Genomic DNA, 16,465 nt, shown 5'->3' with positions numbered 1-16,465 from the left:
GCCAATTAGTCCAAACTCAAGTCACAACTTGCTACAGCCAGTGATGACCATACAGTGAGGATATGGGACGTAAATACTGGAGAATGTCTCAAAATTTTAACAGGACATAGCAATCGGGTGTGGTCAGTGAAGTTTAGCCCCGATGGTGAAATGCTTGCAAGTGCGAGTCACGACGAAACGATTAAACTGTGGAATGTCAAAACTGGCGCTTGCGACAAAACGCTTCAAGCTCCACGACCTTATGAAGGAATGAATATTGCCGGAGTCAGAGGTTTAACTGAGGCACAGAAAGCTTCGTTAAGAATGCTAGGTGCAATTGAAGTTGAGTCCGAGATTAAGTTATTAGAGAATTCCTTGTAAATTCAAAGTAAAACCTGGTAACACATCTTCTCCCGATAACTGATTTGGCGACAGTAGCACTTCCTTCTCTTTTCCCTGGCGATAAATTTCCACCTGCTTACCTTTGGGGTCAATTAGCCAGCCTAACCGCGCACCATTCTTCATATACTCCTGCATTTTGTCTTGGAGGGACTTGAGGGTGTCGGAATCAGACCGCAGTTCTACTACGAAGTCTGGACAAATGGGAGGAAAAGTCTTTCTTTCTTCAGAAGCCAGTGCTTCCCATCGCGCTAAAGGAATCCAAGCTGCATCAGGTGAACGTAAAGCTCCATTGGGAAGTTGAAACATCGTTGAAGAGTCAAAAGCTTCTCCAGTCCCGTCTTCATCTGTCCAAGTTCCCAAGCGTTGAGTTAATCTGCGATTTCGACTACCAGTTTCTCCACCAGTTGGTGCCATAACTACTAATTCACCTGATGCGGTGCGCTCTAGTTTAGCATCAGGGTTGACTTGACATAGCTGGTAAAACTGCTCAGAAGTGAGATGGATTAATGGTTCTAGGTTCAGGGTAATAGCAGTCACGTCGCTTCGCTCCAAATTCAAAATTCAAAATTCAAAATTCAAAATTAATGATTCCCATAAATAAATTTAGTTGCTCTGTATGCTTTTCGTTTTTGGTCATCTTGCAGTTTCTTCTGTCTTGATTATGACTATTATGGTTAAGCTGTTACCAGATTGGAAGCCAACCTTCCCTAAGTGCGGCTGCAAAGTATCTGTGAGCATGGGTTTCACTTTTAAAACCATACTTTGCACAATGGTTGTCAACTTTCGCTAAATTGGAAAAAGGAAAACTCAAGGAAATCTTAAATGTCAGCACAATTGTTACTGGTGGATGATGAACCAGGGATACGGGAAGCCGTGAAGGATTATTTGCAAGAGAGCGGTTTCAGCGTTCAAGTCGCCAGTAACGCCCTTGAAGGTTGGGAATGGATGCAGATGAATACACCTGACTTAGTGATTTCCGATGTGATGATGCCCCAGGTGGATGGCTATCAATTCCTGAAGCAACTGCGAGAAGATGCCCGCTTCCAAGCACTCCCAGTAGTATTTTTAACTGCTAAAGGTATGACAGGCGATCGCATCCAAGGATATCACGCTGGTGTTGATGCCTATCTTCCCAAACCCTTTGATCCAGATGAGTTAGTTGCCATAGTCGAAAATTTGCTAGCCCGCCGCGCTGCTAAAACTGCAAGTACAGGAGATGACTCTGAAACCCCCGACCTTGCTGAACTAGCCAATCAGATTGCCCAAATTAAGGCATTGTTAACCCAAAGAAATGCCATTTCCCAATCGCCAGCCCCTTTCAAAATTGATTTGACTCCCAGAGAACAAAGTGTTTTGAACTTGGTCGCCGAAGGGTTGATGAACAAAGAAATCGCCCGTCGCTTAGAAACCAGCGTCCGCAATGTGGAAAAATACGTCAGCCGTTTATTTAGTAAAACCGGCACCAATAGCCGTACAGAGTTAGTTCGTTTTGCTCTAGAACACGGCTTGGCTAAATAGGTATTGGGAATTGGTCAATTCAATTTTGGATTTTGGATTTTAGATTTTGGATTATTCAATCTAAAATCCAAAATCTAAAATCTAAAATTATTGCTACCTCATCTCACCCACTCCTGGGTAATTGGTAATAGGTAACTGGCTGCTAAACCATAACCTATTACCAGTAAGATATAAAACATAAGTATTTCAGCAAACTAGGCACTTAGCTCAAGCAAAAAGCTAAAAGAAAGGTTATTTATTTTTACTTTGGTCTTTTAGGTTTTCATGTGATTCGCGCCTGTTGTCCAATTCCCCATCTGTAAAGACACAGGGTTTTATTCTTCCTGCAATGTTTTTATAAAAACTCGGTAAAATGCACCCGGCTGAATTTGCTCTCAGATTCTACCAGTACCCTTTGCTACAAAGTTTTTAATAGCGGAAACTGTTCCTGGGACTTTGTGCTGCTAAATAAGACCTTCAAAAAGTAGAAACCACAATATTTTATGAATCCTACTTGCTTTTTAGTTTTTATGGCAACGGGGGTATGGGATCAACATTTGATTTGATGCCCAATTCACGTTTTTTCATTACTTAAATTACACCTTTAAGTTTGGGGATTTTCAGCAGCATTACGCAAGCGCATAAGCTGGCGTCGCATTTGAGGTGAGGCTTTAAACTCAGACACCTCCTGCGCTTTAACGGACGCTTGCAGCGTCTCTAGAAAGTCGTCAGAACCTTCGGTTAAAGCATCAAGTAGCACTTGTAATAGTTGCTCGCGATCGCTCAATAAACTCTTTTCCTCAATCAACCTGAATTTGAGATGGATTTCGCACTCATAAACACCTACTTCGAGATTATTTATCTGGCGTGGTAATGCTTTGGAGTTCATAGCTATTGAGATTCCTTTACTTGGTTGTCATGAGGGTAAGGAGGTAGATGTCCAGCAAAATTCTTTATATCTCTTTTGAATCCAAAGTGCTTGAATTAAGAATTTTTCTTCATCAATCATCTTTGTATTCCATTTCACTCTCCTGTGTTGTATTTTCAAGCTAAATTTTCAGTGTCTAGATTTTGACGTTTCTGTGCCAGATGTAGCTTATGGTAAGCCATAACTATTATTCAGTTTTTAAGATTCTACACAATAAAGTTTCTGTAAGAAGTTGTTGAACCTTTTTAAAGGTTTTTACATCAACTTTATGTTAACGTCAACAATAGTTTGACTTGTTACTTTAATTTTGGTGTTTATACGTAAGTAAAACCGCTGAAGTTTTGGGAGTTTATTAAAGCCAGCAGTCGATGTAGCCCTATTCAGTGAAATTACTTGATGTACGTTTTTTGCGATAGAAAATTCAGGATAAATTGATGAGCATAATTATTGATTTCAAAACTTTTGTTCTCCATAAAAAAATGTACACAGGTCAAATTATTACTGCCAAGTGCTTTCCCCTACTGTCTTTTGGGCTTGATTAGTAAAAAAAATTTAGCAGTAGGTAAGATTAGTACACCAAATAAAAATACTCAGCCAGGGAATTTTTACATAAAAAAATTTGACTACTGTCAGTACTAGCAGTTAACTTTGTCTTCAAGTCATAACAGAAGTAGCACGCTAATCAGTACAGGTGATATTTTTACTTATGCCTATTCAATATACTCTTTTGAAATTGTGTTCAAAGCTTGTAAATTGAGAGCATTCAAGCGCTGAATATAGCGTCTACAATAATTTCAGTGTAATTCACCCAAATCTTACACCCTTTTATGGATAACCCGATGCTGCTCAAGTCCACAACCCGGCATGTCCGCATTTTTGCAGGCGAGATTGACCGGGATGGCGAACTAGTTCCCAGTCAACAAGTCTTAACGTTAGATATTGACCCAGATAACGAATTTAACTGGAATGAAGATGCGCTGCAAAAAGTTTATCGAAAATTTGATGAACTAGTAGAAGCATCTAGTGGCGCAGACCTCACCGACTATAACTTGCGCCGTGTAGGGTCAGACTTAGAGCATTATCTGCGATCGCTCCTGCAAATTGGCGAGATCAGCTACAATCTTTCTGCCCGTGTCACCAACTACAGCATGGGAGTCCCCCAAGTTGCCATTGACGACAAACAATAAGCGAATGAGTTGGTAGCGGGCTGGTTGAACCTTTATAACAATTCAGTTCATCTGCAAAAGTCCACCAAAAACCTAACCCCCTAAACCTCTTCCCGACGTGGAAAGGGGGAAAATCCCAAGTCTCTCTCCTACAAGGCTACGGTGTACACACAAGTCCTTCTCACCCCCTCTAACTCCCCCTTGCAAAGGGGGAGAACCGGATATTTCCCCCCTTTGCAAGGGGGGACTAAGGGGGGTAAATCCTGGGTTTGGGCTTCATTACCAAGATGTGTGTACACCGTAGCCTACCAGGGGAGAGATTTAGAGAATTTAGAGAAAGATTTTCTTGATTCGTCAGCTACTTTTGCCCAAATTATATTTGCTATTCTTAATTCTTAATTAAAGTTAATTGTTGCTATCCTACTTATAAACTAAATAAATACCAACATTATCTGCTTTTTGATGATGGGGTAATTCAGTAAAAGCAAATAGCACAGTTATGCTTGGGTTATGCTTTGGGAACAGGGTTGGAGTTAGTTGCTTTGGCGATGAAGAGTCACAGGGCAATAAAAGCTATGATGAGGCTGTAGGGTTGAGTTGGGAGCGTATTCTTTGGATAAGTAAGTATTAGCACCTGCTGATATCCGCCAGCTAAAATCATCATCTAAAGTCTGGGTATGTCAAGTTTAAGAAAGATGAGCGGTCTAGATTGTCCCTACTAATGTTATTAAAGAAATTGCCAATCGCTGATCGGTGCGAAAACTATGGAAAATGACGCGGCAACGCTCTACTGTCCAAACGAAAATTGTCAGGCTGCCAACCCCCTGACTCATAAGTTTTGCCAGCGATGTTCCACGCCCCTACCCAAAAATTACCTCTGGGCTGTGGTAGATGGCCCAAGTGTGGGTAGCCCTGGAGAAATATTAGCCGATCGCTATTTAGTCGTTGATAAATTTCTTCTTTTAGATACAAAGCCTGGTTTATTATCGCTAACGCCTGAGTTAGATAATTTACAGCCCCTAAGAGCTTACCTGAGACTCATCCCCTACCGTTTACACGTACCACAGGTATACGGTGTGCTTTTTCTAGCTGACGGGCCGTCCCATCGAGAAATATTACTCCTAGACAAACCGCCACTATTAGTAGATGACACTCTCCAACAAGTGCATTTGGGCAGCGAGTTAACCACCGCTTGGCGTGATGCTACATCAATGCGCCAACTAAATTGGTTATGGCAAATAGCTCATCTGTGGCAACCTCTTGCGAGTGAAGGTGTCACCTCTAGCTTACTAGACTCATCTGTATTACGGGTAGAAGGATCATTAGTACGTTTGTTGGATTTGCGTTTCGATACCGAAGTATCACCAGAATTGCCCCAATTAGGTGAATTTTGGCAGCAGTTAGTCAAGAATGCTAAACCAGCAATAACTGAATTTGTTGAACGCATTAGCCTTTCCTTAATTCAGGGAGAGATCAACTCAACCGATCAATTAATCGGAGTTTTAGATCAGGGATTGGCACAATTAGGGCGATCGCAAACACCCACGATCAAAATTATCACCAAAACCGACACTGGCCCAAGTCGCCAACGCAACGAAGATGCCTGTAGCCCTCTTAGTGGGACTCTGGTAAGCAAACCACCCCAGCCAACAGCTTTAGCAATTGTCTGTGATGGCATCGGTGGCCACGAGGGTGGCAATGTCGCCTCAAATTTAGCCATTGAAACGATCCAGCAGCAGGTACAGCAACTCACAAAAGTTCCCTACGATCACATAGACCCCTCACTGCTGCTGAATGACCTAGACAAGGCAGTGGCAATGGCCAATGACAAAATTAGTCAGCGCAATGACGTTGAAAATCGCCAAGGGCGTCAACGCATGGGCACGACTTTAGTCATGGCATTACCTGTTGCTCACGAAATGTACATCACCCACGTTGGTGATAGTCGTGCTTACTGGATTACACGTCACGGCTGTTATCAAGTTACCCTCGACGATGATGTTGCCTCCCGCGAAGTGCGGCTAGGTTATGCCATCTACCGCGAAGCCATACAACAAAATTCTGCTGGCTCTCTTGTCCAGGCTTTGGGCATGGGGCCGAGTACTGCATTGCATCCCACATCGGCACGGTTTATGCTCGATGAAGATGCTGTTTTTCTGCTCACATCCGATGGTTTGAGTGATTTTGATCGGGTGGAGGAGTACTGGGAAACAGAAATCTTGCCGATTCTAGTTGGGGAAGCAAATATAGTAAATGTTGCAGATAGATTAGTCGAAATCGCTAATACGAAAAATGGACACGATAATGTCACCATCGCTTTAGTCCACTATCAAGTTCAATACTGGGAACCAGAAATCACCATCCAAGCAGTGATTCCAGAGAGTTATTCTGCCAAAACTGTTGATTTTACTTCCAGAAAGCCTGACGCAACACTTTTAGGTGGCCCAAACCACAAAACTCAGGTCATTCCCGATACTGAGCCTGCCAAAACGCGCAGTTTACCGCTACAGTGGATAGTTCCGTTAATATTTGTGTTAGCAGCAGGTGCTCTAGGATTGTTCGTCAAGCAATTGCGATCACCATCAGGAGCCTCTCCAGTTTTTTCCAATCCATTACAAACTCAAAACCCTCTCATCGAAGCAACACCCGAAACGCGATCGCTTGCTTATCTTTCTCCTGGTTGGGTAATTAGAACCAACAATGACATCTCCTTGGGAAACAACCAATCACTTCCTCGTGGGACTTTTTTAGAAGTTATTGAGAGAAAATCAAATCCCCAAAGTACTCCTGGGAATTTTTCAGTGTCTATGCGAGTCTGTGCAAATAAAAGCACACAAGCTCCAGCTAATACTAATAATCCAGCACCACCTTCCTCAGTTCCAGCAAATTCAAAACCTTTACCATCAACAGTATTACTAGACTCCTCCCAACTGAACCGTTTTGGCGTCTCTGTTTTACAATCAGACGCACCAAGTCCATGTAAAACCGTCACACAACCACCAGATCCAGCAACTCAATCACCTAACAACAGCCCAACTTAATCAAATACTCGATAAACTGGTAAAAACCTGAAATAATAACAGGTAACAATCAGAGTAAAAACTTACAAGGTCAAAAAAGTAGAAAATTTTCACCTTGGAGAATTGTTATCAAAACAGAATTCAGGAGTCAGGAGTCAGAATTCAGAATGAATTATGTACAACTGGTGGATAGCGCAGCGTTAGCGAGTCTTCTCCCAAGGGGAGACGCCAAGGGCGAACGAGCGTCACGAGCATCTGAAATAACCGAGTTTAAGACCCCACCATATTTCTAATTTGGTGCAAAACAATTAATGCCGGGTTTAAATCTCCCACTCTTAAATCTCCCACTCATTTATTCTGAATTCTGTTAGCGGTAGCAGGGCGTTTAGCCCATTCTGGCTTCTGAATTCTTCTTCTATTGAAATTATTTTTGTAGCTTTTAGTTTAATGAATCCATGCCATCCCTGAATTTGGCGATCGCCCGTCTCCGAAATACTGGCACTGACAACTTCGCCATTTGGGTGGTCAAGGCTCCCTATCCCAGTGGCTATGTTTTACGTGACTGTGTATGGCCTGTTGAACTCACCCAAGTTTGGCAAGAATGGCAGCAGATGTTTGCTGGTCACGATCGCCTAGATATCTCCCCCAACCCAACATCTCAAAAGGCCAACCCATTCCCCATAGATTGGATTTCCCCCCCTTCAGGTCAGACTACTGGCCCCTACAGCAGTCGTCTGATGCAATACTTGGGAATGAATTTATGGCGCTGGGTATTCGACGGGCAAATTCTTGGGAGTCTAGAACGCAGCCGTGGTATTGCTATGGGTCAGCATACACGTTTGCGCTTTCGACTAGAAATTCGCGACCCGGATCTCATTGCTTTCCCTTGGGAAATTATGCAACGTGAGCCGGGTCAATCGGCTATGTCTCTTTCCCAAGATTTGCTATTTAGTCGCACCAGCAGTGAAGTTGACGCTTTACCGTATTTGCGAACTGACCAAGCTTTAAGTATCCTGCTGGTTTTAGGTCATGATGACAAGAAGCTGCAACTGGAACAAGAAGCTGCTATATTACAGCAAACTCTTGTAGATACGCCTGGTAATTCCCAAAGATATGCACCTTGTGTAGTGAATCAACTCATCCAACCAACTCCACAACAGTTGATTGATCAATTAGAAACCAAAGCATACAATGTTTTCTTTTACGCTGGACATGGTTTGCCAGACCCAGATGGTGGGTTACTGTTTTTGCGACAAGACATGCCCCTCAATGGAATAGAATTGGCGCAAGCATTGACCCGTACAGGTGTCAAACTAGCTGTTTTCAACGCCTGTTGGGGCGCACAACCAGCTGCTAACAATCATCAAGCTATTCCTGCCAGCAGTTTAGCAGAAGTACTGATTCGTCATGGAGTGCCTGCGGTTTTGGGGATGCGCGATGAAATCGCTGATCACGAAAGCCACAGTTTTATTCAAGCCTTTACCGAAGCTTTGCGATCGCACAAGCCAATTGATGAAGCCGTAGCACAGGCTAGACAAGAGTTGTTAACACTGTATAAATTTAATCAACCTGCTTGGACTTTGCCTGTTCTCTACCTGCATCCAGATTTTAATGGCGAACTAATTAAGAATCTAGATGAAGGTATTACTGAACTACCAGATACAGCCATTCCTGATATAGGTTCCCCGCTTCCGACTGCTTCGTTGCGATCGCTCACCCCAAAAGGTAAAACCTGGTTACTACGTAATGGAGTCACCCGCATCGGCCGCACGAAAGACAATGATATTGTCATCCCTGAACCATCTGTATCCAAACGCCACGCCGAAATCTTCTGCCGCAATACTCTTACTGATGCTACATTGGTGCGAACTTATTACTTGCAAGATTTTTCCACTTACGGAACAACCTGGTTTTTAGGGCCTAATGGCTGGCAACAAATCCTCCGAGAGGAAGTCCCATTGAAATCGGGAATGCAGGTAAAGTTTGGAAGTGCTAGAGGTGAAACCTGGGAGTTTGTAATTCAAGACTCCTAGCAGAGCTATTGCATAAATGGATTTTAATGTTAATCATCAGCTTTTAAAATCTGCTTTTTTTTAGAGAAAAAATCAACAGTTTTTGCGGAAATCTCCTCTGAGAAATTGTAGCTGTCAATACCACCAAATAATTGTGAGATAAGAAAAAATGACTAATAAAATTAACGGCTCAGACACTTTCTCTTCTTTGCCATCTCAAGTAGATTTAGAGTTATTAGAAGCGTTACTCGAACCAGAAGATGCTAACTATCCTTGGAATCCAGGTGATGAAGAATCAGAAGCTTATTTTCAAGAACTAGAACAACAGTTCGGAATGGAAGATTTGCAGGGCGTTGAACTGACGAAGCGATCGCAAGATTTTTACAACCATCTAGATACACTTTGGTCTGGTATTACTGCTACGCCAGACGACAATGGCAACCTACAACAGGCAGTAGTACTGAATCTTCAAGAAACATTACGTACTACATTTTCCGCCTGTGTCCCCCAAGCATTGCTCAATACCATCGCCACCAAAGCCGCTGAAATATTTGCTGCTCGCCAATTAATGAGTGAGCAACTAGTTGAGTGCGTTCAGACAGTACTACCAACCTGGGGAACAGAGGATCTTTTAGTTTTGGCCCGTCCTTTTGCTTACGCTATGCGAAGTAGTGAATCACACAACACTGCATCTGCACTCAGTAATCTTAACAATAGCGAATGGGCAGCTTTATCAGAAGTAGAGAAAGCCAAGGTTAGTTTAGCGATCGCTTCTTACGCTTTTACTCAACTCAATAATTCTCAGTCTGAACTATGAATGGGGAATGGGGAATCGGGAATGGGGAATCGGGAATGGGGAATCGGGAAAAGAAAAAACTTTTTATCATACGTTGTGTTCGGACAACCCAGGCTTTGCGTTCACTCTGTTTAGACGCGTCTCTTGCAAAGATGTTGGTTTGCACGATGGAGAGGGGCAAAGAAAGAGTCGCAAGTCAAGAATTTTACAGCAGTTCTAATGACTTTTATTTTCGTAGGTATAATTACTCCATTATAGTAGCTAACATTACGCTAATTTTCAAACTAGGCCATCTATCCCAAGAGGTAAATATTTAAGCATTAGGCATTGGTTATTTCCCCATCTCCCCCATCTCTCCCTCTCCTATTTTGGGCCTAGAAATCGGGTAGCAAAATTTTGCGATCGCGTCGGTGAGAGCGCCCGTGCCTTGAGAATTGCTGCCATCAAAAAGGCATAAGATAACACCCCAACAACTACCAACAGCAAAGCGTTGATTGATCCTGTCGCATTCCAGAGAGCGTGGAGCGCAGAGGCACTAAGATAACCAATAGAAAGTATTTGCCAACTTCTGCTTGGTTTCAGAACAGCCAACCCGATAAAATAACCCAGGTAGCCACTATAAGCCATGTGTCCAGCTACAGAGCCTAAAATTCGCGGAATTAGCAGTTGTAAACCCGCGAGTTGACCAGCAGCACCTATACCCACCTGTGCAGTGACATTTTGAGTGATATCTGGCACATACTGTCCAAGGGTTTCCAAGAGAGTAAAACCTACAGCAGAAGCAGTTCCCAAGAGAATACCATCTAGAGGTTCCAAGACCCCAATCCGTTCTCGCCAAGGTGAAGGTAATCCACTGCCGATAAAATATGCGCCGATTACAGGTAATGCCTTAAGTAATTCCTCCATCAACCCAGCACCAAAAAACATCCGTACCAACAACTCTGTGAAAGTAATAGATTCTTGGGGTGAGGGCAAGTTTCCAGGAAGAATGCCGCGAAACACGAAGATAAATAGATCCAATACCGGACTGATTAAAATCAGTGCCGTACTTAATGCCGCAGCCATTAGCACCCACCAAGGCTTCTGTTTGCCGCAAAGTTGGTAAACAAAATAGTAGGCAGCGAAGGCGATGTAAGTTGCGACGATCACTTGATTATCTTGGGGCCGACCGACTGTAGCAAACATTAGCACCACAAAGATTACGGTCAGGATTCCCGGTACTAGATAAGCTTTACTAGTTAAATCTTTACCAGTGGAAATAATCGGAAAAAGTTGGGTGAAGCTAACAGAATCCGGCTGCTTTAATTGTGTGTGACCGTGGTAGTTCGTCGCCGAAGGCAGTGGTGTAACTTGGTTAACTGTCGTCGCTGGGGTGAGTAAGGTATATTCGTACTCAAAAACGTATTGCGGCCCATCAGCACCTAGAGAAATGCGATCGCCTGGGTGCAATTCTTGACATTCATACAAGCGCTGTCCATTTAAATAAGTGCCATTAGCACTATTCAAATCACAAAGCACCCAGCTAAATTTGCTATCTGGGGATAGAGAGAGGGGACGAACCACTGCATGACGACGAGATACCATTCGGTATTTCATGGCATCCAAGACAACTTGGCAGCTGGGGTCGCGTCCAATTACCATTTCTTTACTGGGGGGCAGGGAGTAGCGAGATTCTGATCCAGAAGCTGCCCCATTACCAGACACTAGCCGCAGAAATGCATTATGTCTTGCGTTTTTGCCTGTCATCGATAAGAAGTGCGTTTCTAAACTAATTCTTCACATAATTTGGCAGCAGGACTAACCTTAGCCACATTAACAGCAGCATTGCTAAATCCACTATAGCTTCACTTACTGCTAAGAAATTTAAAATTCTAGAAGCAAAATTTCAAATTGTTTCACCTAATGTAAATAAGTATTCCATCTACTGAGAGTTTGTCCTAAAGGTGCCTTGTCAGGTGGATAAATCAGATTGTATCGGTGCTTTACTTTTGACATCCTAGCTGCAAATTCAACCCACGGCAATTTATTAAAAAATAGTAGTTTTTACTGCATTTAGTTCCATTCCAAAAATATATAATTTTCAGTCGTCTGTTGTGAATATAGCAATCCGATAGCGAAGACGGGGATTTTTGAATCTCAGACATGACTTGCTCATGCAGGATTACTCGCAACAAGAGTAGAGGACTCATCTCCCCAAGCGTTGCTTGCATCAAGTGCAAAGGTTCCGGTATGCCCTACCGTACCCAATCCTCGACTCTGAGTTGGTTGATACCCGCAAGAGTGTGGGCGGTATTTTAACTCTTAGCCGAGGAACTCAGCACTTTTCATACAACTGTAGTCAGTTCTGGGTGTTCAATCTTAGTTCCAAGTACTTTGAGGAATTCTGCCAGCCAACGGGGATGAGCAGGCCAAGCTGGTGCTGTTACCAAGTTACCGTCAACTATTGCCTCATCAACAGGAATATCGACATAAATTCCTCCAGCACTCTTAACATCTGGGCTACAAGCAGGATAACCAGTACATTTCTTACCTTGCAATACATTAGCAGCTGCCAATAACTGCAAGCCGTGGCAGATTGCAGCAATCGGTTTATTTTTTTGGGCAAAGTGACGGGTGATTTCTAGCACCTGCTGATTTAGGCGAATATATTCTGGTGCTCGTCCTCCGGGAATGATTAAGGCATCATAGGTTGCGGCTTCGACTTCTGCAAAGGTAGCATTCAAAGTAAAATTGTGACCAGGTTTTTCGCTGTAAGTCTGGTCTCCTTCAAAGTCGTGAATTGCTGTCCGCACCTTGTCGCCAGCTTTTTTGTCTGGGCAAACTGTATGGACAGTGTGTCCCACCATTTGCAATGCCTGAAAAGGAACCATCACTTCATAATCTTCTACATAGTCGCCAATCAGCATCAAAAGTTTTTTTGCAGCCATATTTTTGTTACCCTCACCTATTAGTCAATAGTCAATAGTCTAAAGTCAATAGTTAATAGTTGTTTCTCACCGTTATACAGAATGAGAGTGCTATTGCTCAGGCTCATTCATGTTTTGGATGGAGAGCTTTTGTTAGCAATGCTTCAAAGAACATCTTATTCTATCGGGCAAGGTAAGAGACGTGATAAATCGCCGTCTCTACAAAGGACTGATTATTGTAAAGACGGCGATTTATCGCGTCTTTGCGAACTAGGGGGTGTCATCAAAAAACCTTATCCGAAACCGATTGTATCCTCTCCTTACGTCTTTGCATCAGCCTTAACTATAAGTGTTCATAAGAACTTGACATAACTGCTAAACTCCAAAAGCTAAGATCCTCTAAGTAGGGAATCTAAAAGAAAACCCGACTTTAGATATCCAAATTAGGAGCAAGAGCGTGAATTTGGACGATTTAGCCTTGCAAATACAGAATATGCGGCAACGCGTTGCCCTTTTGCAACGCCAGAGTGAACAGCAAAAAGCACAGGAAGATATTGAACTCGTCACCGCAGTATTCAGAGAAGTTCACCTAGCTTTGGAAGAACTGCAATTAGTTAATGAAGACCTAAAGCAGCAGAATGAAGAATTATCCAATGCTCAACAGGCTTTGGTAGCACAGCGTCAACGCTACCAAGAACTATTTGAGGAAGTACCAGACGCTTATTTTGTCACTGATATAAAAGGGGTAATTCAGGAAGCTAACTCCGCTGCTACCACTCTGCTCAACATTTCCAAAAGTTTTCTGTTGGGAAAACTCTTAGAGATTTTTGTGCTTGAGAAAGAAATAATTACTTTTCATTTAAAACTGAATCATCTGCGCGATCGCACCGAAACCCCAGAGTGGAAAATACAAGAGTGGGAAGTAAACCTGCGACCGCGTGACAAAACACCCATTATTGCTGCGGTTAAGGTGGTTGCTATCCGTAATCAACAAGCTAAGTTAGTTGGTCTGCGCTGGCTAGTGCGGGACATTAGCGAAAGCAAGCGAACCCAAGCCAAGCTGCAATGGGCAGAAGATGCGATGCGACAAGCACTTGCCCAAGAAAGGCAGTTTAGTGAACTTAAATCCCGCTTGCTCACCACTACATCCCATGAGTTTCGCAACCCTTTGGCTACCATCCACTCTTCTGCGGAATTACTAGAACATTATCGCCATCTCTGGAGCGACGAGCGACAAAATACCCACCTGCGTCGTATTCAAACATCTGTTATGCATATAACCCAGTTGTTGGATGATGTATTGGTGCTGAATCAGGATGAAACAGGCAAGTTAGAGTTTAATCCAACACCCCTGAATTTGGTGGAATTCTGTCGTGATCTCTTAGAAGAATTACAACAGAGTGATCGCTCACAACACGCGATCGCTTTTAGCAGTGAGTGCCAATGCACACTAGCTAACTTAGACGCTAAATTACTGCGGCAAATCTTGAGTAATTTATTATCGAATTGTCTAAAATACTCTCCCATTGGTAGCGCAGTTAAGTTTTCTGTCACCACTACCAACGATCAAGCTATATTCCAGACTCAAGACTCTGGTATTGGTATTCCCGCTACTGACATTGAACATATCTTTGAACCCTTCCATCGCGCTAGTAATGTAGGCAATATCCCAGGAATGGGATTAGGGATGTCTATCGTCAAGCAAGCTGTAGATTTGCATGGCGGCGAAATTATTGTCGAAAGTGCGATCGGCGTGGGAACTGCCTTTACAGTCATTCTGCCATTTTCGATAAATTTGCATCTATAGCGGCATTGGGTTGAAGGCTAGACACACTAGGCGTTAAAGTCACTTTTCATTTAGAAGATTGTACAATAATCAATCACTTTTATTTATGGAGTTAAAAAATAAAAGTAATTGCTGCTATGCTAAAAGGTCTTTAAAGTAGAGTTAGCCGGTCAATAATAAGTTGATTGTAAAGTTTTCTTTAGCAGTAGCTTAAAGAAACAGACTCAAAGACTTTGTATCTTTAAGTGTGAGTTAAAAATATTACGCCTGTGGTGATATCTAATAAATCAGAATACGCGCTTCTCGCCCTGTTAGAGTTGGCAACCTGCTACCCTAAAGGTGAAGCCCTTCAAATTCGAGAAATAGCGGCATTGCAAGACATCCCGAACCGCTATTTGGAACAACTCCTGGCAACATTGAGACGTGGAGGTTTAATTAAGAGTATACGCGGAGCTAAAGGTGGCTATGTTCTGGCGCGAGATCCCCAGAAGATTACAGTATTCGATGCTTTTAGTTGCATGGAAGGGTCAGATATTGTTGTCTCTAATTGTGAGCCGACTCCCAACACGGTAGAAGGTGAGCTAATTCAGGAAGTCTGGCAGGAAGCACGTCAGGCCGCTAACTCGGTTTTAGAAAAATATACACTCCAAGACCTTTGCGATCGTAGAGCAATCCGAGAACAGAAGGAACTAATGTATTACATTTAGGAAGGATGATCAAATAATTACTAATTCGTAATTCGTAATTCGTAATTAAAAGGGTATGTGAAAATAATAACTAGATAACCTGTGAGGCTGTTATATGCCTGAAGTCAATTCTCAACAGCTAAATAGTACCGCTATTTTTGTGGAAAGTTATGCGGCAGGAAAACGGGACTTTAGTAAAGCAGAACTAGGTAATGCTGATTTGCAAGGCATTAACTTGAAAGGATCTGACCTCAGTTATGCTGACTTAAGTGAAGCTAACCTGAGTGGCGCTAATCTCAGAGGAACTGACTTGAGCTTTGCTGATCTTAGTCAAGCTAATCTGAAGGATGCCGATCTTAGGGGAGCATTGTTGATGTCAGCAAATCTCCGCCAAGCTGATCTCAAAGGAGCCAACCTGGAAAAAGCAGACTACGATCGCAGCACCCATTTTCCCCAAGATTTCGACCCAGTGAAAGCGGGTATGCAGATTAAATCTGAAAATTGATTAAATAAAGTTCACTGCTCTACTTGCCTCAAGATAGAAGATATTTCTCCCAAAAGAGTTGTATTTTGGGAATAAAGCCTATCTATGAGGTTGACAATGGAGGCGAAAAGTGAAGCCCTCAACCGACGCGCACCACTAATTACTGCTGGAATTTTTCTTGGTGTAGGTATTGGAGGGTTTATTGACGGAATTTTACTGCATCAGATCCTCCGGTGGCATCACATGCTTAGTAATATTCGACCTCTGACAAACATGGCGAATATAGATTTGAACATGGTATGGGATGGGTTCTTTCATACCTTTAATTGGGTATTCACCGTGGTAGGAGTTGTCTTACTATGGCGGGCTGGAGGGCGTGATGATGTTCCTTGGTCATCACAGACCTTTATTGGGTCAATACTTATTGGTACTGGGTTGTTCGATTTGGTTGAAGGTTTAATTGACCATCAAATCCTCGGTATCCATCATGTAAAATCAGGGCCAAATGAGTTAGCTTGGGATCTGGGATTTCTTGCATTCGGTGCGCTACTTGTTGTTATTGGCTGGATAATGATAAAAAAGTCAAGAGTCATTAGTCATTAGTCATTAGTTATTTGTCATGGGGCATGGGACATGGGGCATGGGGCAAAACAGTTCCGAGTTCCGAGTTCCGTTAGCGGTAGCGGGGCGTTTAGCCCGTTCTGAGTAAAAAAGTGAGATTCCTCACTCAGCACTCTTGTGGGGCATGAGCAATAATTAATAGTTCTTCTTCCCCTGCTTCCCCTGCCTCCCCTGCTCCCCCT

13 protein-coding genes and 1 pseudogene are annotated in these 16,465 nt (G+C 42.9%); 10 read left to right on the top strand and 4 right to left on the bottom strand.

Annotated elements, in window-relative coordinates; genetic code table 11:
• Positions 1-21: 21 nt before the first annotated feature.
• Positions 22-360 (top strand): annotated as a pseudogene (locus tag A4S05_RS14250) (WD40 repeat domain-containing protein); the annotation flags it as partial.
• On the opposite strand, the gene A4S05_RS14245 reads toward A4S05_RS14250, so the two are convergent.
• The gene (locus A4S05_RS14245) at positions 343-918 is read right to left on the bottom strand and encodes a Uma2 family endonuclease (protein WP_069070490.1); all 576 of its coding nucleotides are present in this window, start codon (positions 916-918) and stop codon (positions 343-345) included. The pseudogene A4S05_RS14250 and the gene A4S05_RS14245 overlap by 18 nt on opposite strands.
• 285 nt (positions 919-1,203) lie before the next feature.
• Here A4S05_RS14245 and A4S05_RS14240 point away from each other — a divergent pair, with 285 nt between their 5' ends.
• A complete protein-coding gene (locus A4S05_RS14240) occupies positions 1,204-1,899 on the top strand; it encodes a response regulator transcription factor (protein WP_069070489.1) in 696 nt (231 codons plus the stop codon).
• Between the two features lie 583 nt (positions 1,900-2,482).
• Here the strand turns inward: A4S05_RS14240 and A4S05_RS14235 are convergent.
• Positions 2,483-2,767, bottom strand: coding sequence for an Npun_R1517 family heterocyst differentiation transcriptional regulator (locus A4S05_RS14235; RefSeq protein WP_069070488.1), 285 nt, complete (start codon positions 2,765-2,767; stop codon positions 2,483-2,485).
• A gap of 866 nt (positions 2,768-3,633) precedes the next feature.
• Between A4S05_RS14235 and A4S05_RS14230 the strand changes: the two genes are divergently transcribed.
• From A4S05_RS14230 to A4S05_RS14215, 4 genes are all read left to right on the top strand, one after another.
• Positions 3,634-3,993 (top strand): NAD(P)H-quinone oxidoreductase subunit M, encoded by a 360-nt coding sequence (locus A4S05_RS14230; protein WP_069070487.1) that lies wholly within the window; start codon positions 3,634-3,636, stop codon positions 3,991-3,993.
• Positions 3,994-4,736: 743 nt separating this feature from the next.
• Complete coding sequence (locus tag A4S05_RS14225) at positions 4,737-7,013, top strand: protein phosphatase 2C domain-containing protein (protein WP_069070486.1); 2,277 nt, start codon at positions 4,737-4,739, stop codon at positions 7,011-7,013.
• 434 nt (positions 7,014-7,447) lie between these two features.
• Entirely contained in the window at positions 7,448-9,025 is a 1,578-nt protein-coding gene (locus tag A4S05_RS14220) for a CHAT domain-containing protein (protein ID WP_069070485.1), read from the top strand.
• A 148-nt stretch (positions 9,026-9,173) separates the two neighbouring features.
• On the top strand, positions 9,174-9,821 hold the full coding sequence (locus A4S05_RS14215) for a hypothetical protein (RefSeq protein ID WP_069070484.1): 648 nt from the start codon (positions 9,174-9,176) through the stop codon (positions 9,819-9,821).
• A gap of 342 nt (positions 9,822-10,163) precedes the next feature.
• On the opposite strand, the gene A4S05_RS14205 is transcribed toward A4S05_RS14215, so the two are convergent.
• Entirely contained in the window at positions 10,164-11,546 is a 1,383-nt protein-coding gene (locus A4S05_RS14205) for a PrsW family glutamic-type intramembrane protease (protein ID WP_069070482.1), read from the bottom strand.
• Between the two features lie 578 nt (positions 11,547-12,124).
• The gene (locus A4S05_RS14200) at positions 12,125-12,727 is read right to left on the bottom strand and encodes a DJ-1/PfpI family protein (RefSeq protein ID WP_069070481.1); all 603 of its coding nucleotides are present in this window, start codon (positions 12,725-12,727) and stop codon (positions 12,125-12,127) included.
• Between the two features lie 436 nt (positions 12,728-13,163).
• Between A4S05_RS14200 and A4S05_RS14195 the strand changes: the two genes are divergently transcribed.
• The 4 genes from A4S05_RS14195 (at position 13,164) to A4S05_RS14180 (ending at position 16,265) form a co-directional block, all read left to right on the top strand.
• On the top strand, positions 13,164-14,513 hold the full coding sequence (locus A4S05_RS14195; protein WP_069070480.1) for a PAS domain-containing sensor histidine kinase: 1,350 nt from the start codon (positions 13,164-13,166) through the stop codon (positions 14,511-14,513).
• A 248-nt stretch (positions 14,514-14,761) separates the two neighbouring features.
• Complete coding sequence (locus tag A4S05_RS14190; protein WP_069070479.1) at positions 14,762-15,199, top strand: RrF2 family transcriptional regulator; 438 nt, start codon at positions 14,762-14,764, stop codon at positions 15,197-15,199.
• 94 nt (positions 15,200-15,293) lie between these two features.
• Positions 15,294-15,683: an Alr5209 family pentapeptide repeat protein gene (locus A4S05_RS14185; protein ID WP_069070478.1), complete on the top strand. Its 390-nt coding sequence runs from the start codon at positions 15,294-15,296 to the stop codon at positions 15,681-15,683.
• Positions 15,684-15,779: 96 nt separating this feature from the next.
• Complete coding sequence (locus tag A4S05_RS14180; protein ID WP_069070477.1) at positions 15,780-16,265, top strand: DUF2243 domain-containing protein; 486 nt, start codon at positions 15,780-15,782, stop codon at positions 16,263-16,265.
• Positions 16,266-16,465: the final 200 nt, after the last annotated feature.

The organism is Nostoc sp. KVJ20 (assembly GCF_001712795.1).
In the GTDB taxonomy this organism is placed as follows: Bacteria; Cyanobacteriota; Cyanobacteriia; order Cyanobacteriales; family Nostocaceae; genus Nostoc.
Note: the sequence above shows the minus strand (reverse complement) of the source record. Positions and strands in the feature narration are given on the sequence as shown.

Excerpts from the sequence above, each read along its gene's own strand:
- A4S05_RS14220 (WP_069070485.1), top strand. The coding sequence starts at position 7,448 with ATGCCATCCCTGAATTTGGCGATCGCCCGTCTCCGAAATACTGGCACT.
- A4S05_RS14235 (WP_069070488.1), bottom strand. The coding sequence starts at position 2,767 with ATGAACTCCAAAGCATTACCACGCCAGATAAATAATCTCGAAGTAGGT.
- A4S05_RS14240 (WP_069070489.1), top strand. The coding sequence starts at position 1,204 with ATGTCAGCACAATTGTTACTGGTGGATGATGAACCAGGGATACGGGAA.
- A4S05_RS14215 (WP_069070484.1), top strand. The coding sequence starts at position 9,174 with ATGACTAATAAAATTAACGGCTCAGACACTTTCTCTTCTTTGCCATCT.
- A4S05_RS14200 (WP_069070481.1), bottom strand. The coding sequence starts at position 12,727 with ATGGCTGCAAAAAAACTTTTGATGCTGATTGGCGACTATGTAGAAGAT.
- A4S05_RS14205 (WP_069070482.1), bottom strand. The coding sequence starts at position 11,546 with ATGACAGGCAAAAACGCAAGACATAATGCATTTCTGCGGCTAGTGTCT.
- A4S05_RS14180 (WP_069070477.1), top strand. The coding sequence starts at position 15,780 with ATGGAGGCGAAAAGTGAAGCCCTCAACCGACGCGCACCACTAATTACT.
- A4S05_RS14225 (WP_069070486.1), top strand. The coding sequence starts at position 4,737 with ATGGAAAATGACGCGGCAACGCTCTACTGTCCAAACGAAAATTGTCAG.
- A4S05_RS14230 (WP_069070487.1), top strand. The coding sequence starts at position 3,634 with ATGGATAACCCGATGCTGCTCAAGTCCACAACCCGGCATGTCCGCATT.
- A4S05_RS14185 (WP_069070478.1), top strand. The coding sequence starts at position 15,294 with ATGCCTGAAGTCAATTCTCAACAGCTAAATAGTACCGCTATTTTTGTG.